Below are 20,686 nucleotides of genomic sequence, written 5' to 3'. Positions count from 1 at the left end.
GGGTTGTAGCCCGACAGCCTCTTTTAATCTTTGATCTTGGTCAGGTGAAGGGGGCGATCAGCCGCGCAGGCGCGACTGATAGTCATGGTCGCGCCAGTTGGCGCGGAACGCCCATTGATCCTGCGGTTGCCGCGCGGCGAGATCATCGCTGATTTCCACCTCGTCAAAGCCCGCGCGCCGCGCCATCGCGTATTGATCGGCGATCACATGCCCGCCCGCGCGCAGCCGCCCCTTGTAGCCCATGAGCCGCAGCCGCCGCGCGATGGTAAAGCCGCGGCCATCGGCGAAGCTGGCGAAATTCACCCGGATCAGCGGCGTATCGCGCAACCGCCCGGCCAGTTCCATCGGGTCGGCGCTGGCCGCGAGGTTGATGCCGACGCCGGGGCGCGCATCCTCGAGCGCCACGATGGGCGCGGTCCAGTCATCGGGGCCAAAGCCCCGGTCGGTGACGATAATGCTCATGCGGATACTCCTTTGCGGATGACGCGGCCATTGACGATATGGATGCCGCATTCGGATTTGTCGTTGTCGCGCCAGCGGCCGGCGCGCGGGTCTTCGCCCTCGCGCACGGGGGTGGTGCAGGGCATACAGCCGATGGAGGGATAGCCCTTGCTGACCAGCGGATGCCGGGGTAGGCGGTTTTCCTCCATATAGGTGCGGATATCCTCGCGTGCCCAATGCGCCAGCGGGTTGACCTTGATCCGGTCCGTGCCCTCCTCGATCTCAAAGAAATCAAGCGCGGCGCGGGTGCCGGATTGATAGCGCTTGCGCCCGGTGATCCAGCCGTCGAAATCGCCGAGCGCGCGTTGCAAGGGCAGGGTCTTGCGCAGGGTGCAGCAGGCATCGGTATCGCGCCGGTGCAGCGTGTCGTCGGGGTCGTCGCGGCGCAGGTCGGCGGGGTCGGCGCGGATGATGCGCAGATCGCGCAAATTCAGCCGCTCGGCCAGCTCCTGCTGGTAGACCAGCGTTTCGGCAAAGAGCATCTCGGTGTCGATGAAGATCACCGGCGTCTCGGGCCGCGTCACCGCCACCATGTGCAAAAGCACCACCGATTCGGCCCCGAAGCTCGACACAAGCGCCAGCCGCCCCGCCTGCGCATCGCCAAGCGCATGAGCCAGCACCGATGTCGCCGAGTGGTGGCGATAGCGCGCGTTGAGCGCAGCAACCCGGTCGCTGAGATCATTCTGCGGCATGGGCACGGGCCTCCGTGTCGTAGAGCGCGGATTTGAACGGGGCCATGCCGAGGCGCCTGTAGGTCTCGAGGAAGGTCTCTTCCGGCCCCTCGCGCAGGTCGAGATAGGCGAATATGAGCCGCTCCACCGCCGGCACGATCTCGTCATAGGCAAAGCCCGGCCCAGTGCGGGTGCCGATGGCCGTGCTGTCGGACGGATCGCCGCCAAGGGTGATCTGGTAATTCTCCACCCCGGCGCGGTCGAGGCCAAGGATGCCGATATGGCCGACATGGTGATGCCCGCAGGCATTGATGCAGCCCGATATCTTGATCTGGAGATGGCCCACCTCGTGCTCGATCTTCAACTCGTCGAGCCGCGTGGCAATCCCTTGCGCCACCGGGATCGAGCGCGCAGTTGCCAGCGCGCAATAATCCATGCCGGGGCAGGCGATGATATCCGAGGCAAGCCCGATATTGGCCGTCCCCAGCCCCGCCTCGCGCAGCGCGGCGTGCACCGCCGGGATATCCGCCAGCGCGACATGCGGCAAAACGAGGTTCTGCGCATGGGTCACGCGGATGTCATCGTGGCCATAGCGCTCGGCAAGGTCCGCGACGAGGCGCATTTGCTCGGCAGACGCGTCGCCGGGCGTCGCGCCATGCGCCTTGAGGCTGATGGTGACGATGCCGTGATCGGGGTGCTTGTGCGGCACCACGTTGGTATCGGTCCACGCCCGGAACAGCGGATCATTGTCGCGCGCGGCGTAATAGGCGGCGGCGTCACGCTCTGTGAGCCGGGGCGTGACAAAGCGCGCCCGGATATCGGCGAGCCAGTCCTGATCGGCACCCGAGAAGACCGCGCGCCGCGCCGGAAACTCGGCCTCGACCTCGTCGCGGAACGCGTCAAGCCCATGCTCGTGCACGGTGATCTTGATGCGCGCCTTGTATTTGTTATCGCGCCGTCCCATGCGGTTATAGGTGGCAACGATGGCCTCGAGATAGGGCAGAAGGTCCGCCTCGGGGAGGAAATCGCGCAAGAGCTTGGCCACCATCGGCGTGCGGCCCATGCCGCCGCCAACCCAGACTTGATAGCCGCGCGCGCCATCCCGCTCGACGATGCGCAGCCCGATATCGTGGCTTTTCATCACCGCGCGGTCGGCCTCGGACGCGATCACCGCGATCTTGAACTTTCTGGGGAGGAACTGGAATTCCGGGTGGTCGGTGGACCATTGCCGGATCAGCTCTGCCACCGGGCGCGGATCGGTCAACTCATCCGCCGCAGCGCCTGCGAAATGGTCCGAGGTCACGTTGCGGATGGTGTTGCCCGAGGTCTGGATCGCGTGCATCCCCACCTGCGACAGCGCGTCGAGAATATCGGGCACATCGGCCAGCTTGGGCCAGTTATACTGGATATTGGTGCGGGTGGTGAAATGACCATAGCCTTTGTCCCACCGCTCGGCGATCATCGCCAGTTGCCGCATCTTGGCCGGATCGAGCGAGCCATAGGGCACCGCCACGCGCAGCATGTAGGCGTGCAGTTGCAGGTAAAGCCCGTTCATCAGGCGCAGCGGGCGAAACTCGTCCTCGGTCAGGCTTCCGTCGATGCGCCGCTCCACCTGAGCGCGGAACTGGCGGTTGCGGGTCGCGAGAAAGGCGCGGTCGAAATCGGTGTATTGATACATCTGATGATCCTTCCCTTGGGAGGTCGCGGGTCTCAGGCCCGCGACAGTCCTTCGGACTGCTTGCCGTGAAAGAGGTTCGAGGGGCCGGTGCGCCGGAAATCCTCGCGGAAATGCACCGGCTCGGGGCCGTTGGGGCCGGGGCGCATATCGGCGAGATAGGCGCCGACAATCTCGCCCGCGCGCGCCTCTGCCTGAAGCAGGCGATACTCGGCCTCGGCCTCGTCGATCAGCAATTCGGCCTCCGAGAGGTCCCGCGTCCAGCGGTCATCGGCGGCGAGATAGACGACATCGCCCTCGATAAGGGCATTGGCGGTCACGACCTTGGGGGTGAAGTCTCGGGGCATGTCAGGCAAGCTCCTGTATGAAATGCGGAATTTCCTTGCGCGCCGCGCGGGGGGCAAGGCCGATAAAGGTGAGCGCAGGCCCGTTCAGCCCCGCCTCGGCCAGATCGGTGGGCCAGTCGGCCAGCGTGGTGGCGAGGATGCGTTGATCGGGCAGGGCGGCATTGGCCACCAGCGTGACCGGCGTGCCGGGGGCCGCGCCGTGCATCATCAGGCGGCCCTGGATGACGCGCGCGGCACGCTTGGCCATGTAGAGCGCCGCCACCTCGCCGGGCCGCGCCAGCGCGCGCCAGTCGTGATCGGCAAAGCCCTCCATGTCGTGGCCAGTGAGCAGCCGGATACCGGAATTGCGCCCGCGCTGCGTGAGGCTCTGGCCGATGGCGGCGGCGGCGGCAGAGGCGGCGGTGATGCCCGGCACGATCTCATAGGCGAGACCTGCGGCGTCGATCGCCTCAAGCTCCTCGTCAAGCCGCCCGAAGAGCACCGGATCGCCGCCCTTGAGCCGCACCACCCGCGCGCCGGTTTGCGCGTGCCCCACGATCAGCGCGTTGATCGCCTGTTGCGGGGTGGAGGGGCCGAACCCCTCCTTGCCGGCGGCAACCAACAGAGCGTCGCGGCGCGCCAGCCCGAGGATATCCGCGCCCACCAGCCGGTCATGGATCACCACATCGGCCGCCTCGATCAGGCGCAGGGCGCGCAGCGTGAGCAGATCGGCCCCGCCGGGGCCTGCGCCGACAAGGGCGATGGGGGCGGGTTGGGGCGTGCGCGGGATGGGCATGGCGAGGCGGGTCCGGGCTTGTTTGACTTCCCCACCAATATAGGAAATATTCCCACCATTGCGCCATATACTGCCGCGAATAAGGAAACTTGTTCCATGAATGAGGACTTGCCGGGGCATTGTTCCGGTTTTGAAGGAGAAGCGGAATGACAGTCCGGATTGATGAGCTTGACCGGAAAATCCTTGGCGAGATGCAGCGCGATGCGGCGCAATCGCTCGACGAGATCGCGCGCGCCGTGGGCAGTTCCAAGACGCCGGTGTGGAACCGCATCCGCAAGCTGCGCGAGGCTGGGGTGATCCGGCAGCAAACGGTGCTGCTCGATGCCGAGGCCCTGGGGCTAGAGGCCTGTTTTTTCGTGCTTATCCGAACATCCGAGCATGATGCCGGGTGGCAGCTTCGGTTCCTGCGCACGCTGCGCGAACGGCCCGAGGTGATGGAGGCGCACCGGCTTGCGGGGGACGTGGATTACATCCTCAAGGTGCGGGTGGCCAATGCGCGGGCCTATGACGTGTTCTATCAGGCGCTGATCTCGGAAGTGTCGATCCATACCGTGACGGCACTGTTGTCGATGGAGGAGATCAAATCCACCACCGCGCTGCCGGTCTGAGCGGGGTTGGCGTCATTGTGACAAGGTGAATGTCAGGAGGCGGATTCGAGGGCCGTGATGATCGGTGAGAAATCCGGTGACTTCAGGCTCGCGCCCCCGACAAGCGCACCATCAACATTGGGAATGTCGAATATTTCCAATGCGTTGGAGGGCTTAACCGATCCACCGTAGAGAAGCCGGAGGGCGGCGGCCTCGGGCGCGCCGAGGCGCTCGGCCAGCAGGCTGCGCAAGAGGCCGTGGACCTCGGCGATCTGCGCGGATGTGGGGGTGAGGCCTGTCCCGATAGCCCAGACCGGTTCGTAGGCGATGACGGTATTGGCGGCGCTGGCGCTGTCGGGCAGCGAGGCGTGCATCTGGCTGGCGATCACGTCGAGGGTTTGCGCGGCCTCGCGCTGGGCCAGCGTTTCGCCAAGGCAGATCACCGCGATCAGGCCCGCAGCATGGGCAGCGCGCGCCTTTTCCGAGATCAGGTCATTGGTTTCATGATGATTTTCGCGCCGCTCCGAGTGGCCGAGGATGACCGCCCCGGCCCCCGCATCGGCCAGCATCGGGGCCGAGATATCGCCCGTATGCGCGCCCGAGGGGGCGGGGTGGCAATCCTGCGCGCCGATCATCATCGCGTGATCTGCGGTGAGGGCGGCGGCCTGCACCACAAGCGTGGCAGGCGGGCAGATCAGGATATCGACACCGGGTGCGGGATGGGCGGTGGCCAGCGCGGTGATCTCGGCCAGCCTTGCGTTGGTGCCGTTCATCTTCCAATTGCCGGCGGCGAGTTTGCGTTTCATGAAAAATCGCCTTTCAGCAATGGGTTGTGGGGTAAAGCTCACATATCTGCGAACTTGATCGACTCGCCGCAGCCGCAGGATTCGGTGACATTGGGATTGTTGAACACAAAGCCCGATTCCAACAGAGAGGTCTGGTAATCAATCTCGGTGCCGAACAGGAACATCTGTGCCATCGGCGCGATCATGACGCGGGCACCATCCTGCTCCACCACTTCATCGTGGGGATCAATCTCTGTCACATACTCCATCGTGTATTCCATGCCTGCGCAGCCGCCTTTCTTGACGCCGATGCGCAGCCCCTGATGGCCGTCGCGGCCCATCAGCTTCGCGATGCGCTCTGCCGCGACGGGGGTCATGGAAACGGCTTGTTTTCCGGGAATTCCGAACATGAAGATTTCCTTTCAACCCGTTGATTGCATTACATGAAGCCAAGTTCCAACCGGGCCTCGTCGGACATCATGTCCATCCCCCAGGGCGGCTCCCATGTGAGTTGCACATCGACCTGTTTTACCCCCGGCAAGGGCTCTATCGCGTCGGCGACCCAGCCGGGCATCTCGCCCGCTACCGGACAGCCCGGCGCGGTCAGGGTCATGGTGATATCGACCGCGTTCTCGGGGCTGATGGCGATCGTGTAGATCAACCCGAGATCGTAGATATTCACCGGAATTTCAGGGTCATAGACACCACGGCACGCCTCGACGATCCGCTCGTAGAGCGGGTGGTCGGTGCTCGATGGCGTGATCAGCGGGGCGCCCTCGAGGGGCTCTGTTGCGGTCATGGCGGACGGCTCCTGCGTGTTTCCGATAAAACATATAAGATTTAAGGCCGCCCGCGTCCAGAGGGCCAGCCGCACAGGTCACGCGCGGAGCGGCACGGATCGCGGGAGGCAGCGCACGGTCATTGCCCCGATTTGCGCCGCCGCACGGGGGCGGGGCGCACCTGCGCCTCGATCGTGTCGTAGAGCGCGCCGGCGATGTTCTTGCCGGTTGAGCCCTCGATCCCTTCGAAGCCCGGCGAGGAATTGACCTCGAGCACCTTGGGGCCGGTCTCGGAGCGCAAGAGGTCCACCCCCGCGAGGCCAAGATCGAAGACGCGGGCGGCGCGGATCGCGGTTTCGCGCTCGGCCTTGGTGATGCGCACCGATTTGGCGGAACCGCCGCGATGCAGGTTGGAGCGGAAATCGCCCTCGGCCCCGGTGCGTTTCATCGAGGCCACGACCTTGTTGCCGATGACCAGACAGCGGATATCCTCGCCCGCCGCCTCCTTCACGAAATCCTGCACGAGGAAATTGGCCTTGAGCCCGCGAAACGCGTCGATCACCGATTCGGCCGCCTTGCGGGTCTCGGCCAGCACCACGCCCTTGCCTTGCGTCGATTCGAGCAGTTTCACGATGAGCGGCGCGGTGCCGACAAGGCCGATCAGGTTGCCGGTATCCTTGGGGCTTGCGGCGAAGGCGGTGTTGGGCATCCCCACGCGCGCGCGCGCCATAAGCTGGTGCGCATAAAGCTTGTCACGACTGGCGATGATCCCCGCCGAGGGGTTCACGCAGAAGGTGCCAATGGTCTCGAACTGGCGGATCACGGCGGCCCCGTAGGCGGTGACCGAGGCACCGATACGCGGGATCACCGCGTCATAGCGCGGCAGGCGCTTGCCGTCGTAATGGACCTCGGGGGCAAGTGCGTTGATCGCCATGTAACAGCGCGTGGTGTCGATCACCTCGACCGAGTGGCCGCGCGCCTCGCCCTCCTCGACCAGCCGCCGGGTGGAATAATTATCCTCGCGCGAGAGCACGCAGATACGCAGCGCGCGGGTGGGCTGCACGCTGCGCATTTTGGAGCTGTGATAGACATCATAGCTGAGCTCGGGCTGCAAAAACCGGTCGGTGGCGACGATCGAGATATGATCCTTGAGCGCCTGCCGCCCCAGAAGCATCCGGCTTGTCATGGTGGATCGGTTGGTGAGCGTGATCTCGATGGGCCAGGCATCGCCGTTCACCGAAAGCGCGCTCTGGATGACGTAGCGCAATTCGCGCTCGCCATTCGAGGAGGCCACTTCGCGGCGGTCGATGATCGGCGCGGAGCAGGGGATCACCAGATCGTCGCGACCGGGGATCGGGTGGACGGTAAAGCGCACCTTGGGCCGCGCCGAGGGGCCGAAGGTTTCGATATCGAACGCATGGAGCGCGGAGGTGCGCGCGCCGGTATCAACCTTGGCCTTGATCGCGGGCACGCCGAGATCGGGCAGCGCTACCCATTCCTCCCAGCCGAATTGGAGCGGCTGGGGCGCGGTGGTCTCGGTCATGGGCCTTGGTCCTTGATCCTGCGTGGGTCTCGCCGGGCGGGTGATAGCCGCGATGCGGGCTGTGCCGCAAGGGCCGGGCTATTTGTTGATGTCCTCGTGGATCACGCGGGTCTGGTCATCGCGGTTGCGGAATGCGCGGCGCAGGCCGACCCACGAGACGAGCGAGAAGAGCGCAAACCCCGCCAGCAGCGCCGAGAGGCCCAGATCGAGCGGCAAGAGCACCAGCAGCGCCACCAGTGCCGCGCCGCAGGCAAGGCCCAGGAGCACGAAGCCGGGCAGAAGCGTTTCGCCGATGGCAAGACCAAGCGCCGCCGCCGCCCAGACCCACCAGAGCTGCCACAGGGCGGTTTCCATCAGCCGCGCCCCTTGAGCAGCGAGAAGGCGTTGGCAAAGGCCTCGACCGCGTGGGCGGGCACGATCACGGTCTGGCTGCCGGGGCCCTGGCCAATCGTGCCAAGCGCCTCGACCTGTTTCAGCGCGACCTGGTATTGCGCCGCCTCCAGCCCGTTATCGGCGATGGCGCGGGCCACCACGCCAGTGGCGTAGGCCTCGGCATCGGCGGCGATGCGGCGGGCCTTGGCAGCCTGCTCAGCCGCGTAAAGCTCGCCATCGGCCTGCAATTCGATGGCGCGTTTGCGGCCCTCGGCCTCGGTCACCTGCGCGCGGCGGGCGCGTTCGGCGTTGAGTTGTTGCAGCATCGCCTCGCGCGTGGCCTGATCGAGATCGACATCGAGGATCTCGGCGCGGGTCACGTCGATGCCCCAATCATCGACCGCATCCTTGACCCATTTCTTGATCGTGGCGATCAATTCGTCGCGGTTGGATTGCACCTCGTCGAGATCCATCTTGCCGATCTCGGCGCGCACGATGCCGGTGACGGTGGTGGCGATGGCCTCGTCCACGTCGCGGATGCGGTAGACGGTCTTTTCCGGGCGCAGGATGCGGTAGAACACCGAGGTTTCGACCTTGACCAGCACGTTGTCGCGGGTGATCGCGTCCTGGCTGGCGCTGGGAAGCTGGCGTTCCAGGATCGAGATGCGATGCGCCACCACGTCGAGAAACGGCACGATCAGGTTGATGCCGGGGCCAAGCACCTTGTGCAGCTTGCCGAAGCGTTCGATCACGAATTGCTCGGATTGCGGCACGATCTTGAGGCCGCGAAACACGATGAGGAGCGCGAAAGCGGCGATCAGAACCCAGAGGATATTGGCGGAAACGAGAGAGATGATCTGCTCTTCGGTCATCGGGAAATCCTGAACTGCGGTGATGCGTGGTCTCTATGAACGCAGGATAATCCGCATTAGAGGGGGGAGAAAGGCGAAATATGGCGAGGGCGCGGGATGCGGTTCGGATTCAGGCAGGTGGCGCAGGATGGCAAGGCCCGCGCGGGGGTGATCGAGACGCCGCGCGGACAGGTGGCGACGCCCGCCTTCATGCCGGTGGGCACGGCGGCCACCGTCAAGGGAATGCTGCCCGAGAGCGTGGCGGCGACCGGCGCGGGGATCGTGCTGGGCAACACCTATCACCTGATGCTGCGCCCCGGGGCCGAGCGGGTGGCGCGGCTCGGGGGCTTGCACCGGTTTATGAACTGGGCGGGGCCGATCCTGACAGATTCGGGCGGGTTCCAGGTGATGAGCCTCGCCGGGCTGCGCAAGCTGACCGAGGAGGGGGTGACGTTTCGCAGCCATATCGACGGCGCGCGCCACATGCTGAGCCCAGAGCGGTCTATGGAGATACAGGCGTTGCTCGGCTCGGATATCGTGATGGCCTTTGACGAATGCCCCGCGCTGCCTGCGAGCCGCGCGCGGATCGCCGAGAGCATGGCCTTGTCTATGCGCTGGGCCGCGCGCTCGCGCGAGGCGTTCGGGGATCGCCCCGGCCATGCGCTCTTTGGCATTCAGCAGGGCGGGCTGGAGCGCGCGTTGCGCGAGGAAAGCGCCGAGGCGCTGATGCTCATCGGGTTCGAGGGATACGCGATTGGCGGGCTGGCGGTTGGCGAAGGACAAGAGGCCATGCTGGAATGCCTCGACTACGCGCCGGAAATGTTGCCAAAAGACAAGCCGCGCTATCTCATGGGGGTGGGTAAACCCGATGATATCGTGGGCGCGGTGGCGCGTGGCGTGGATATGATGGATTGCGTTTTGCCCACCCGCTCGGGGCGGACGGGGCAGGCGTGGACGCGGCGGGGCGTGGTCAACCTCAAGAACGCGCGCCACGCCGATGACCCGCGCCCCTTGGATGAGGATTGCACCTGCCCGGCCTGCCGGGGCTATAGCCGCGCCTATCTGCACCATGTCTACCGCGCCGGAGAGATGATCGCGGGGATGCTCTTGAGCTGGCACAACCTGCATTACTACCAGGAATTGATGGCCGGGATGCGGGCGGCGATCGTGGAGGAGCGGTTCGGGGCGTGGAAGGCGGAATTTCACGCCGCGCGGGCCGGGGGCGATATCGAGCCGTTGTGAGGGCGGGGCTGTTCTCCGTCCCGCTCAAGCCCATACCCGCCCCCCGCGCTGTCAAGGGGCGGGCGCTGTGCATTCCTGTGGGGGTGGCTGTGAGCGGGCGGGGCTTTGCCGAGCGGGGGGGCGGGCATAGCTCTGGTGGCAACGACAACCGCATCCACAAGGAGCATCCCTCATGCCCGACACCCTGTTTTCCCCCATTCGGATCGGCGATCTCGACCTGCCCAACCGGATCGTCATGGCCCCGCTGACGCGCAACCGCGCCGATGATACCACCGGCGAGGTGGGTGATTTGCAGGCCGAATATTACGCGCAGCGCGCGAGCGCGGGCCTCATCATCACCGAGGCCGCGCAGATCAGCCCCGAGGGCAAGGGCTATGTCGGCACGCCCGGCATTCACAGCGCCGAACAGGTGGCGGCTTGGAAAAAGGTGACGGATGCGGTGCACGCGAAGGGCGGGCGCATCGTCATCCAGCTTTGGCATGTGGGGCGGATCAGCCATGTGTCCTTGCAGCCAGACGGGCAGGCACCGGTTGCGCCCTCGGCGATTGCGGCCAAGGCGCAGACCTTTACCCCGAACGGGTTCGAGGACACATCGCCGCCGCGCGCGCTGCGCAAGGACGAGATGCCGCGCGTCGTGGCCGATTATGTGCAGGCCGCGCGCAATGCCAAGGCGGCGGGGTTCGACGGGATCGAGCTTCACGCCGCCAATGGCTACCTGCTGGATCAGTTTCTCAAGGACGGGCCGAACCGGCGCGAGGATGGCTATGGCGGGCCGGTGGAGAACCGCGCGCGGCTGCTCATGGAGGTGCTGGACGGGCTGGAAACGGTCTGGGCACCGGGGCGGATCGGCATTCGCCTGTCGCCCTGGTCGGGGTTCAACGATGCCGTGGACAGCGACCCCGATGCCACCTTCGGCTGGGTCGTGGAGCGGCTGAACGGGCGTGGGCTGGCCTATCTGCACCTTGTCGAGGGCAGCACCGGCGGCGCGCGCGAGGGCGGCTTTGACGCGCTGCGCGCCAAATGGCAGGGGGTCTACATGGCCAATAACGATTATGACCGCGATCTGGCGATGGCGCGTGTCGGGTCGGGCAAGGTCGATCTGGTGGCCTTTGGCCGACCCTATATCGCCAATCCCGATCTGGCCGAGCGGTTGGCGGCCAACGCGCCCCTCAATGAGGGCGATCAGGCCACCTATTACGGCGGCGGGGCCGAGGGCTATACCGATTACCCGACGCTGGAGACCGCCTGACGCGCGGCACGCGCATCGCGGCGGAATTGGCGCGACTGTCCCGCACTGTGCCCTTGTGCCGGGGGCCGGGGCGGGGCATTCTGCGCCACATCTGTTGAAACGGGGCCGGGTCTGCCCCAGATATGACCCAAGTGAAACGGAGAGGGCCGGGGCTGCCGCGAAGCCGGGGCCGGTGCCCTCTTGCCAAGAGCAGGAAACCAAAGAATGCAAGAGCCCCTCAACGCCTCTTATCCCGTGTTGCCGCTGCGCGATATCGTGGTGTTCCCGCACATGATCGTGCCGCTTTTCGTGGGGCGCGAAAAATCGGTGCGCGCGCTCGAAGAGGTCATGGCCGACGACAAGCAAATTCTGCTGTCGAGCCAGATCGACCCCGCCGATGACGACCCCACCGAGGACGGTATCTTTCGCGTCGGCGTGCTGGCCAATGTGCTGCAACTGTTGAAGCTGCCCGATGGCACCGTCAAGGTGCTGGTCGAGGGTGTGCGGCGGGTGCGGATCGTCGAATATCTCGGCGATGACGCGTTCTTTGCCGCCCGTGCCGAGCCGCTTGACGAGATGCCGGGCGATCCGACCACCACGCAGGCGCTGTTGCGCACCGTGGGCGAGGAATTCGCGCGCTATGCCAAGGTGCGCAAGAACATCCCCGACGAGGCGCTGGCCGCCGTCAGCGAGGCCGAGGATGCCGCGCGGCTCGCCGATCTGGTCTCGGGGCATCTGGGCCTCGATGTCGAGCGCAAGCAGGAGCTTCTGGAGACGCTGAGCGTGAGCGAGCGGCTGGAGAAGGTTTACGGCCTGATGCAGGGCGAGATGAGCGTGTTGCAGGTCGAGAAGAAGATCAAGACCCGCGTCAAGACCCAGATGGAGCGCACTCAGCGCGAATATTACCTCAACGAGCAGATGAAGGCCATTCAGAAGGAACTGGGTGACGGCGAGGATGGCGAGGGCGAGATTGCCGAGCTTGAGGCGCGCATCCACGAGACCAAGCTCTCGAAAGAGGCGCGCGACAAGGCCGAGGCGGAGCTGAAAAAGCTCAAGAACATGAGCCCGATGAGCGCCGAGGCCACGGTGGTGCGCAATTACCTCGACTGGATGCTGTCGATCCCGTGGGGCGTGAAAAGCCGCGTCAAGAAAGACCTGCATAAGGCGCAGGAGGTGCTCGATGCCGATCACTATGGCCTTGAAAAGGTCAAGGAACGGATCGTCGAATATCTCGCCGTGCAGCAGCGTTCCAAGAAGCTGAAAGGCCCGATCATGTGCCTTGTCGGCCCGCCGGGCGTGGGCAAGACCTCGCTTGGCAAATCCGTTGCGCGGGCGACGGGGCGCGAGTTCATCCGCATCTCCCTTGGCGGTGTGCGCGACGAGAGCGAAATTCGCGGCCACCGGCGGACATATATCGGCTCGATGCCCGGCAAGATCATCCAGTCGCTGAAAAAGGCCAAGACCACCAACCCGCTCATCCTGCTCGACGAGATCGACAAGATGGGGCAGGATTTCCGGGGCGACCCGGCAAGCGCCATGCTCGAAGTGCTCGATCCCGAGCAGAACGGCACCTTTGTCGATCACTATCTCGAGGTGGAATACGACCTCTCGAACGTGATGTTCCTGACCACGGCCAACAGCTACAACATGCCCGGCCCGCTTCTGGACCGGATGGAGATCATCCCGCTGGCGGGCTATACCGAGGACGAGAAACGCGAGATCGCGCGCCAGCACCTGCTCGACAAGCAGGTGAAGAATAACGGCCTCAAGAAGGGTGAGTTCACGCTGAGCGATGACGCGCTCACCGATATCATCCGCTATTACACCCGCGAGGCCGGGGTGCGCAGCCTGGAGCGCGAGATCGCCAAGATCGCGCGCAAGGCGGTCACGCGGATCATCAAGGGCGAGGAGAAGGTGATCACCGTCACGCCGGATAACCTTGATGATTTCCTCGGTGTGCGGAAGTTCAAGTTCGGGCTGGCCGAAGACAGCGATCAGGTGGGCGTGGTCACCGGGCTTGCCTATACCTCGGTGGGCGGCGAGCTTCTCAATATCGAGGCGCTGCGCCTGCCCGGCAAGGGCCGGATGAAGACCACCGGCACGCTGGGCGACGTGATGAAGGAATCGATTGATGCGGCGTCAAGCTATGTCCGCTCGATCGCGCCAGAGATCGGGATCAAGCCGCCGCGCTTCGAGAAATGGGATATCCACGTTCACGTCCCCGAGGGCGCGACGCCCAAGGATGGGCCGAGCGCGGGGCTGGCGATGGTCACCTCCATCGTGTCGGTGCTGACGGGCATCCCGGTGCGCAAGGATATCGCCATGACCGGCGAGGTCACGCTGCGCGGCAACGCGCTGCCCATCGGAGGGCTGAAGGAAAAGCTTCTGGCGGCGCTGCGCGGCGGGATCAAGACGGTGCTCATCCCGCAGGAGAATGAGAAGGATCTGGTGGAAATCCCCGATAACGTGAAAGAGGGGCTGGAGATCATCCCCGTCGGTCACGTCCGCGACGTGCTGCGGCTGGCGCTGGTGCGCGCGCCCGAGCCGGTGGAATGGGATCAAGAGGCCCACGAGGTCGCCGCCGAAGCCGCGCTCAAACCTGTCGAGGGCGCGCGGGGCACGGTGGCGCACTAGGCTTTGGGCCAAGCAAACACGGAATCAAACGGCGCGGGAGAGATCCCGCGCCGTTTGGCATTTCACAGGTGCCGCGCAGGTCAGTGGCCGTAGCCCATGCCCACGATAATCATGAACAGCATCAGCGGGATAATCAACTGGGTGCTGTCCCCCGACGCCTCGATCGTTTCGGCAACGACGACCTCGGGCGCGACCACGGGATCGCTGAGTGAGCCGGCAAGGGCGGGCGAGGCCGCGACGAGGACGGCGAGCGCGATGGCAAGTTTGTTCAAGGAAATGTCCCCCGGTAATTTTTCAGATCGTAGAAAGTTACGCAGCCTGTCGTAGCGGCGTCAAGTGATGGCTGGCGTTGATGTCGACAGGGCGTTAGTCTGTTGCCATAGAGGCAACAATCCACTCAACGGTCACGAGGTATTTCATGGCGACCAAGCCCGCCCCGCGCAAACCCGCCGCAAAGCCCGCGCCCGTGCGCAACAAGGCCCCCACCCCGGTGCTGGTGACAGGGGCCGCAGCCGACCCGGCACAGCCCGAGCTCAAGCGGCAGGAATTGCTGGAACTGGTGGTGGCGCGCTCGGAGGTGAAGAAGAAATTCGCCAAGCCGGTGCTCGAGGCGGCGCTGGCGCTCATTGGCGAGGCGCTGGCCGAGGGCCGCGACCTCAACCTTGCGCCGATGGGCAAGGTCAAGATCAACCGCACCCGCAAGCTGGCCAATGGCCGCGTCATGGTCGCGCGTATCCGGCAGACCGTGCCGCGCGCCGGGGGGATGACAAAGACGCAAAAGAGGTGGTTGCAGACGGCGAAGAGTGACGCTACATAGCCGCCCACGGGTGATTAGCTCAGTGGTAGAGCGCTTCGTTCACATCGAAGATGTCAGGAGTTCGAATCTCTTATCACCCACCAAGCTCTCGGCATCTGGCGGCCCGCGCGATCACAGTGCCCGCGTTGCTGCGGCCACCCCGGCCCGTAGCCGCCAGTGCCATTATGTCCTGGTTGAGCGGCCAAAAGCGCGATTTTGCTGTCGAAACGGCGCGCTTTACGCTTTATGAGATCAAAAATCGGTGAACGGATCACTTTCTTCAGGATCGGACGTCCAATGACGGCATATACGCGCGACACGCCCAGCCCCGAATATCTCGACATGGTGGCCATGTATGAGACTCTGCACGAAGAGGGCGAGAGCCTGGCCAAGAAATCGGGCAAGGAGACGTTTCCGGGCAAGATGCTGATCCGGCACACGCCCGGAATAAAGGAGATGATCGACCGCACCGGCGCCACGAGCATCCTCGATTATGGCGCGGGCAAGGGCGCGGGATACGAGCAGCGCGACGTGACCCTGTCCAACGGCGATGTTGCGTCGAGCATTCTCGACTATTGGGGCATCAGCGACCTGCGGTGTTACGATCCGGGCTACGAGCCGTTCATGGAATTGCCCGAGGGTCAGTATGACGGGGTGATCTGCACCGATGTGCTCGAACATATCACCACGCCGGATGTGGCGTGGATCGTCGATGAAATGTTCAGCTATGCGCGCAAGTTCGTTTACGCCAATATCGCCTGCTACCCGGCGGTCAAATTCCTGCCGAACGGGCAGAATGTGCACTGCACGGTCAAGCCGCCGGAGTGGTGGGCGGGGCTGTTTCATGCCATCGCCATGCGCCATACCGATGTATCGTTCCGGCTGATCACCTCGACCGCCACGGGGCGAAAGAAGAAATTCGGCTTCGCCAAGAACCGCAAGAAACATTACCAGACCGTCGAGCGGATGGCCTGAGGCATCTGCATGATCCTGCCGGTTATCCTTCCCCGGCACCAGTTGACATTGATGATGGCGGGTAAGTTCCAAATGACAAGGCGCGACAGAGAACAAGACGAAGCGGTGGCGCAGACGCAAATGCGCACAGATTGGCCGGTTTACATATTGTCGCTTGAAGGTGATGAAGAGCGACGAGCGCCGTTGCTGTCTGCTCTTGCGGAAATGGGAATTTCGGCGGAAGTCTTGATTGGGGTGGATGGTCGCAATGGCCTACCGGCTTGGGCGGAAAAAAAAATAATGCGTCGGCGTTTGAGCCCGGAGAAGCGCCCTTTGACAGATGGAGAGTATGCTTGCGCGCTCAGCCATGTGAATGCTTATGTGAACATCTTGGAAAAAAATCACCCAGGTGCGATTATTTTTGAGGATGACGCAACGATTGATTCAAGGTTCAAAGCATTCCTTAATGCTCGCGCCCACCTATTAGGCGACATGGTGTTGCTGGGTCACAAGAATTGTTGGGTAAAGAAATCTCGAAAATTTGATATTGCTGCGGGCCTGCATCTTTATAGCGTAGCAAATAATCCGTTGTTGGCTCATGCGTATAGCATCTCGCGAACCGCAGCTCAGACACTTCTTACCGCGGCGACACCCGTTAGGGAACCTGCTGATTGGCCTTGCGATCTCTGGCACATGAACGTGTTTGCGATCGACCCGCAAGTTGCGCACCAGACAATTCAGGATATCGATCATTCGCATCTTGAGGCAGACAGGCTTGAATTGATCTCGAAATACAAGCCAGAGAAGTCTGGGAATAAATTGAAGAACTTTTTTTTCAAGCGGCTAAGCGGTTCGTGGTGGCGAACGTGGTTTGTGAGGCGCACAAGCCGCAAGCTGTCTTAGGAAGGTGCAGCGACGGTGGAGCGGCGCGATTGAGCGTATCCACGGTGCATTGGTCGAGCCGAGTCATGCCAGTTAGGAAAAGGCTCTGAGGTAGGACTGAATATGCAAAGCAACGAAATACCAAAGATTATGGGGCACGTTTGGATCGGTCCTCTGTCCCCACCCACGGAGTGGATGAATACTTGGCGTGATCTCCATCCAAATTGGGATTATCGAGTTTACGATAATGATTTTCTTAGAATTGAAGACTTTGAAACGCAGCCTCAGATAAATGAGTATATGAGGCGAGGCAACTATGCAGGCGTCGCCGACATGATGCGATATGAAATCTTATTCAGATATGGCGGTTTTTTTGCCGAGGCAGACAGCATCTGCCACAAAAAAATAGATAACTTGCTAGATAGTGAGTATTCAATTTTCACTTGCTATGAAAACGAGCATGTGACCGAGGGTCTTGTGACGCCGATAATGGCCGCGGTGCCAGGTCATCCGTTCCTGCGTTTGTTGATTGATGGTATCAAGAGCGTTTCGCCGTCACGTCTTGATACACCTTGGAAGCAGACAGGAAATTTATATGTCGCTAAAATGATAGAAAAGCACAACCCGGACATCAAAATATGGCCGTCTCATTATTTCATACCGAAACATCATACCGGGCTGGAGTATGATGGAAAAGATGAAATATATGCGGAGCAATTTTTTGGAACAACGAACAAAATCTACAAAACACCGACCCGTGCTGCGCGCCTGTTGGAACACCAACGAAAGCTGTATAAGAGACTTCGAAAGAAGATGAAAAGGTTTCTCTGATGCCTACTGCGTTCAAGGCCCTCTTGGCCTCGCTTCCTGCCGCAAGCGACCTGCTCTGGCAAAAGACGAAGCGTCGGCTTGTCAAGCTGCAACTCGGTCTTGCTGGGGCCGACGAGGCGACGCATATCCGCGCTCAGCGTCGTCTGCGCGGAAAAGACCAGAATCGGCGCCTGCAAAAGGCCGATGCCGTGGTGGTGTCCTTTGGCAAGAGCGGGCGCACCTGGCTGCGGGTGATGGTCTCGCGGCTTTACCAGCAGGTTTACGGCCTGCCCGAGGATACGCTGATCGGGTTCGACAATTTCCACAACATGGATTCCCGCGTCCCGCGCCTGTTTTTCACCCATGACAATTATATCGGCGACTATACCGGCCATACCGACAGCAAGGTGGATTTTTACGACAAGAAGGTGCTGTTGATGGTGCGCGACCCGCGCGATGTGGCGGTCTCGCAGTTCTTTCAGTGGAAGTTTCGGATGCCCGCCGAGAAAAAGGCGCTGAACGATTATCCGCCCGATGGCGATGACAGGTCGATTTACGACTTCGTCATGCACGCGGGGGGCGGGCTGCCCAAGGTCATCGACTTCATGAATATCTGGGCGCGCGAGCGCGAAAAGCTGCGCGCGCTGTCGGTCATCCGCTACGAGGACATGCGCGCCAATCCGTTTGAAACCCTGACCGAGGTTGCCCGGTTTCTTGACATCCCCGCCGATGCCGACCGCATCCAGGAGGCGGTGGACTATGCCTCGTTCGAGAACATGAAGAAGAAGGAGGCCGAGAACAGCTTTCACATGAGCGGCGGGCGCTTGGCCCCCGGCGACAAGAGCAATCCCGACAGCTACAAGACGCGCCGCGCCAAGGTGGGCGGGTTTCGCGATTATTTCGAAGATGGGCAGATCGAGGCGATCAACGCGCTTATGGCCAAGAGCCTTGACCCGGTATATCGCTACGGCACCGATGCCGGCGCCGACAGCCCGGCGCAATGACCCCCAAACAGATCCCGCCCGACCGGGCCGGCAGCCCGTGAGGCCGATGTGAGCGAAGAAGAGACACCCCCCCGTATCTGGCGGGTTCTGGGCGACAAGAAGGGCGATAATGCCCAGGTCGAGGTGGTCGCCGAGGCGCTGGAGCGGCAGCGCGGCTGGACATCGGAGCTGCGCCACCTGGAAATGCTGCCGAAATACGTCAAGGGCAAGCCGCGCGTCGCACCCACCCTGCACCATATCGACCGCGCGCGCAGCGACCCGCTGGAGCCGCCCTGGCCCGACCTGATCCTGACGCGGGGGCGACGACCCTCGAATGTCGCGCTGTGGATCAAGGCGCAATCGGGCGGGCGCACGCGGATCGTGCTTCTGGGCAAGCCGGCGGGGTGGCTGTCGCATTACCTGTCGCAGTTCGATCTCGTGATCACCAGTTCCGAGACGCTGCCGCCGCCCTTTGCCAACGTGATGCAGATCGACCTGCCGCTGATGCAGATCGGGGCCGGGCGGCTGGCGGCGGGGCGGGCCGAATGGCAGGCCGCGCTTGGCCCCTTGCCGCGACCGCTGGTTGCGTTCCTCATAGGCGGGCCGACCAGCCCCTATGTTTATAATGCCGAGGCCGAGGCGCGGATGCGCGCGCGCATCGCGCAGGTGCTGGCCGAGGGGGGCACGCCCTACCTGGTGGGATCGCGGCGCACGCCGCCGGGGTTCCTGCACCGCCTGCAAACCGGGTTTCCCGATGCGCTGCGCGTGTTCGACTGGGCGCGCCCCGAGGGCGGCAACCCCTATACCGGCCTTCTGGCGCTGGCGGATCGGTTCGTCGTGACCGGCGACAGCATTTCCATGCAGGTTGAGGTGGCCCGGCTGGGCAAGCCGCTGGAAATCCTGCCGTTGCCGTTCGGCTGGCTTGGGCGGCTTGACGATGCGCGTCGGCGTCTTGCCGCGTGGATGTTTCAGCCCCCGCGCGCTGGTCACGCCGCCGAGCCCGTCCGGCTGGCGCTGGCGCGCGGGCTCTATCATCTGCGGCTGATGCAGCAGACCCGGCATTTCCCGCGCTTTCACCAGATCCTCGTGGATCGCGGTCTGGCCAGTTGGGCCGGAGAGGCCGGGGCGGGCCATACAACCGATCATGCCCTGTCGAGCGCCGCCGAGGGGGATGTGGCCCGCATCCTGGGCCGGATTGATCCGCTCTTGCGCGGGCTCTGACATGATCCATCCCAGCATCTGCGTCATCAGCAACCCGACCAGCGGCAACAACCGCAAATGGCAGGCCCGGATCGAGGCGCGCCTTGCGGCTTATCCCCATGTCCGCCACCATGTTACCGGCTCGCCGCAGGAGGCGCGGGCGCTGGTGCCGGTGCTGGCGGCGTCGCGGCCCGATGTGGTGGTCATCAATGGCGGTGACGGCACCATCGCCGCGGCGCTTGGCATGATCCTCGATCACTGGGCCCCGGACCGGCTGCCACTGATCGTGGTTCTGCCCGGTGGCACCGCCAACATGACGGCGGGCGATATCGGCACCGCGTCGTCGCATCGCCGCGCGCTCGGGCGGTTCTTTCGCTGGCTCGACCGGGGCGCGCCGCTCGATGGCGATATCCGCGAGCGTCATATCATGCGCGTGGACGGGGCCGCCGACGGGCAGGTGCGCTATGGCATGTTCCTGGGCACCGGGGCGATCATGCAGGCCACGAAATTTGCCCATAGCCATGTCCACTCGCGGGGCCTGGGCGGTGAAATCAGCCTTGGGATGGTGCTGGTTCGCGCGGTCTGGGGGCTGATCCGGCAAGACCCCCGGTTTTACCAGCCCACCCATGTGCGCATGGATATGACGGGCGCGGGCGTCGCGCGGATGAGCCGCGATGAGGCACCGATGCTGCTGCTTGTGGCCAGCACGCTGGAGCGGCTGTTTCTGGGTATCCGGCCGTTCTGGGCCAGCGCGGAGGCCCCGATCGGGCTGACCGCGATCCGTGGCGGCGCGGCGCGGTTCGCGCGCGCCTTCCCATCGGTGCTGCGCGGGAATCCGAACCGGCATGTGACGGCGGAAAACGGCTATGAGAGCTTTCGCGCCGGGCAGATCGACCTGCGATTCGAGGGCGATCTCAACCTCGATGGCGAGGTTTTTGCCACCGCCAGCCCGGAGGTGCCGCTCGTCATCACCGCCGAGGGGCCGTTGCGCTTTTTGCGCCCGCGATAGGCCGCGACGCTTGTCTTTGCGGGCCGGTCACGGGCATAGAGACGGCGCGCGACGTTCCAGGC

At 63.7% G+C, this 20,686-nt stretch carries 22 protein-coding genes, 1 tRNA gene and 1 pseudogene; 12 read left to right on the top strand and 12 right to left on the bottom strand.

Going from position 1 to position 20,686, the window contains the following annotated elements; genetic code table 11:
* Positions 1-57 precede the first annotated feature (57 nt).
* From ABIE58_RS06445 to cobA, 5 genes and pseudogenes are all read right to left on the bottom strand, one after another.
* Positions 58-462, bottom strand: coding sequence for a DUF934 domain-containing protein (locus tag ABIE58_RS06445; protein ID WP_354543882.1), 405 nt, complete (start codon positions 460-462; stop codon positions 58-60).
* A complete protein-coding gene (locus tag ABIE58_RS06440) occupies positions 459-1,193 on the bottom strand; it encodes a phosphoadenylyl-sulfate reductase (RefSeq protein ID WP_354543881.1) in 735 nt (244 codons plus the stop codon). The genes ABIE58_RS06445 and ABIE58_RS06440 overlap by 4 nt, the downstream gene beginning before the upstream one ends.
* On the bottom strand, positions 1,180-2,850 hold the full coding sequence (locus ABIE58_RS06435; protein ID WP_354543880.1) for a nitrite/sulfite reductase: 1,671 nt from the start codon (positions 2,848-2,850) through the stop codon (positions 1,180-1,182). Before ABIE58_RS06435 ends, ABIE58_RS06440 begins: the two co-directional genes overlap by 14 nt.
* Before the next feature lie 32 nt (positions 2,851-2,882).
* Positions 2,883-3,194 carry a DUF2849 domain-containing protein gene (locus tag ABIE58_RS06430; protein ID WP_354543879.1) on the bottom strand — a complete coding sequence of 104 codons (312 nt, stop codon included), beginning with the start codon at positions 3,192-3,194 and terminating at the stop codon, positions 2,883-2,885.
* 1 nt (position 3,195) lies between these two features.
* Positions 3,196-3,951: pseudogene (cobA, locus tag ABIE58_RS06425) on the bottom strand (uroporphyrinogen-III C-methyltransferase); the annotation flags it as partial.
* A 164-nt stretch (positions 3,952-4,115) separates the two neighbouring features.
* Here cobA and ABIE58_RS06420 point away from each other — a divergent pair.
* The gene (locus ABIE58_RS06420) at positions 4,116-4,577 is read left to right on the top strand and encodes an Lrp/AsnC family transcriptional regulator (protein ID WP_354543878.1); all 462 of its coding nucleotides are present in this window, start codon (positions 4,116-4,118) and stop codon (positions 4,575-4,577) included.
* A gap of 32 nt (positions 4,578-4,609) precedes the next feature.
* Here ABIE58_RS06420 and tpiA read toward each other — a convergent pair whose 3' ends face one another.
* The 6 genes from tpiA to ABIE58_RS06390 all read right to left on the bottom strand — a co-directional run bounded on the left by tpiA (position 4,610) and on the right by ABIE58_RS06390 (position 8,907).
* Complete coding sequence (gene tpiA / locus ABIE58_RS06415; protein ID WP_354543877.1) at positions 4,610-5,362, bottom strand: triose-phosphate isomerase; 753 nt, start codon at positions 5,360-5,362, stop codon at positions 4,610-4,612.
* A gap of 38 nt (positions 5,363-5,400) precedes the next feature.
* Positions 5,401-5,751: a HesB/IscA family protein gene (locus tag ABIE58_RS06410; RefSeq protein WP_354543876.1), complete on the bottom strand. Its 351-nt coding sequence runs from the start codon at positions 5,749-5,751 to the stop codon at positions 5,401-5,403.
* A 29-nt stretch (positions 5,752-5,780) separates the two neighbouring features.
* Positions 5,781-6,140, bottom strand: coding sequence for an SUF system Fe-S cluster assembly protein (locus ABIE58_RS06405; protein ID WP_354543875.1), 360 nt, complete (start codon positions 6,138-6,140; stop codon positions 5,781-5,783).
* Between the two features lie 119 nt (positions 6,141-6,259).
* Positions 6,260-7,663: a 30S ribosomal protein S6--L-glutamate ligase gene (rimK, locus tag ABIE58_RS06400; protein WP_354543874.1), complete on the bottom strand. Its 1,404-nt coding sequence runs from the start codon at positions 7,661-7,663 to the stop codon at positions 6,260-6,262.
* A 78-nt stretch (positions 7,664-7,741) separates the two neighbouring features.
* Complete coding sequence (locus ABIE58_RS06395; RefSeq protein WP_354543873.1) at positions 7,742-8,017, bottom strand: hypothetical protein; 276 nt, start codon at positions 8,015-8,017, stop codon at positions 7,742-7,744.
* On the bottom strand, positions 8,017-8,907 hold the full coding sequence (locus tag ABIE58_RS06390) for an SPFH domain-containing protein (RefSeq protein WP_354543872.1): 891 nt from the start codon (positions 8,905-8,907) through the stop codon (positions 8,017-8,019). The genes ABIE58_RS06395 and ABIE58_RS06390 overlap by 1 nt, the downstream gene beginning before the upstream one ends.
* 96 nt (positions 8,908-9,003) lie before the next feature.
* Here ABIE58_RS06390 and tgt point away from each other — a divergent pair, with 96 nt between their 5' ends.
* From tgt to lon, 3 genes are all read left to right on the top strand, one after another.
* Entirely contained in the window at positions 9,004-10,128 is a 1,125-nt protein-coding gene (tgt, locus tag ABIE58_RS06385; RefSeq protein WP_354543871.1) for a tRNA guanosine(34) transglycosylase Tgt, read from the top strand.
* 172 nt (positions 10,129-10,300) lie between these two features.
* A complete protein-coding gene (locus ABIE58_RS06380; protein WP_354543870.1) occupies positions 10,301-11,377 on the top strand; it encodes an alkene reductase in 1,077 nt (358 codons plus the stop codon).
* Positions 11,378-11,581: 204 nt separating this feature from the next.
* On the top strand, positions 11,582-13,990 hold the full coding sequence (gene lon, locus ABIE58_RS06375; protein WP_354543869.1) for an endopeptidase La: 2,409 nt from the start codon (positions 11,582-11,584) through the stop codon (positions 13,988-13,990).
* 80 nt (positions 13,991-14,070) lie between these two features.
* On the opposite strand, the gene ABIE58_RS06370 is transcribed toward lon, so the two are convergent.
* Positions 14,071-14,262 (bottom strand): hypothetical protein, encoded by a 192-nt coding sequence (locus tag ABIE58_RS06370; RefSeq protein WP_354543868.1) that lies wholly within the window; start codon positions 14,260-14,262, stop codon positions 14,071-14,073.
* A 146-nt stretch (positions 14,263-14,408) separates the two neighbouring features.
* On the opposite strand from ABIE58_RS06370, the gene ABIE58_RS06365 reads away from it, so the two are divergent.
* The 8 genes from ABIE58_RS06365 to ABIE58_RS06330 all read left to right on the top strand — a co-directional run bounded on the left by ABIE58_RS06365 (position 14,409) and on the right by ABIE58_RS06330 (position 20,624).
* The gene (locus ABIE58_RS06365; protein ID WP_354543867.1) at positions 14,409-14,807 is read left to right on the top strand and encodes an HU family DNA-binding protein; all 399 of its coding nucleotides are present in this window, start codon (positions 14,409-14,411) and stop codon (positions 14,805-14,807) included.
* 8 nt (positions 14,808-14,815) lie between these two features.
* Positions 14,816-14,890, top strand: a tRNA-Val gene (locus ABIE58_RS06360).
* 193 nt (positions 14,891-15,083) lie between these two features.
* Positions 15,084-15,761 carry a class I SAM-dependent methyltransferase gene (locus tag ABIE58_RS06355; protein ID WP_354543866.1) on the top strand — a complete coding sequence of 226 codons (678 nt, stop codon included), beginning with the start codon at positions 15,084-15,086 and terminating at the stop codon, positions 15,759-15,761.
* A gap of 9 nt (positions 15,762-15,770) precedes the next feature.
* On the top strand, positions 15,771-16,643 hold the full coding sequence (locus ABIE58_RS06350) for a glycosyltransferase family 25 protein (protein WP_354543865.1): 873 nt from the start codon (positions 15,771-15,773) through the stop codon (positions 16,641-16,643).
* 102 nt (positions 16,644-16,745) lie between these two features.
* Positions 16,746-17,453 (top strand): glycosyltransferase family 32 protein, encoded by a 708-nt coding sequence (locus ABIE58_RS06345; protein ID WP_354543864.1) that lies wholly within the window; start codon positions 16,746-16,748, stop codon positions 17,451-17,453.
* Positions 17,453-18,436, top strand: coding sequence for a sulfotransferase domain-containing protein (locus tag ABIE58_RS06340; protein WP_354543863.1), 984 nt, complete (start codon positions 17,453-17,455; stop codon positions 18,434-18,436). The genes ABIE58_RS06345 and ABIE58_RS06340 overlap by 1 nt, the downstream gene beginning before the upstream one ends.
* A gap of 48 nt (positions 18,437-18,484) precedes the next feature.
* Complete coding sequence (locus ABIE58_RS06335; RefSeq protein ID WP_354543862.1) at positions 18,485-19,636, top strand: mitochondrial fission ELM1 family protein; 1,152 nt, start codon at positions 18,485-18,487, stop codon at positions 19,634-19,636.
* Between the two features lies 1 nt (position 19,637).
* Positions 19,638-20,624, top strand: a complete 987-nt coding sequence (locus ABIE58_RS06330; protein ID WP_354543861.1) for a diacylglycerol/lipid kinase family protein — start codon at positions 19,638-19,640, stop codon at positions 20,622-20,624.
* Positions 20,625-20,686: the final 62 nt, after the last annotated feature.

It is taken from the genome of Roseovarius sp. MBR-78, assembly GCF_040547535.1.
Classification (GTDB): Bacteria; Pseudomonadota; Alphaproteobacteria; order Rhodobacterales; family Rhodobacteraceae; genus Roseovarius.
Note: the sequence above shows the minus strand (reverse complement) of the source record. Positions and strands in the feature narration are given on the sequence as shown.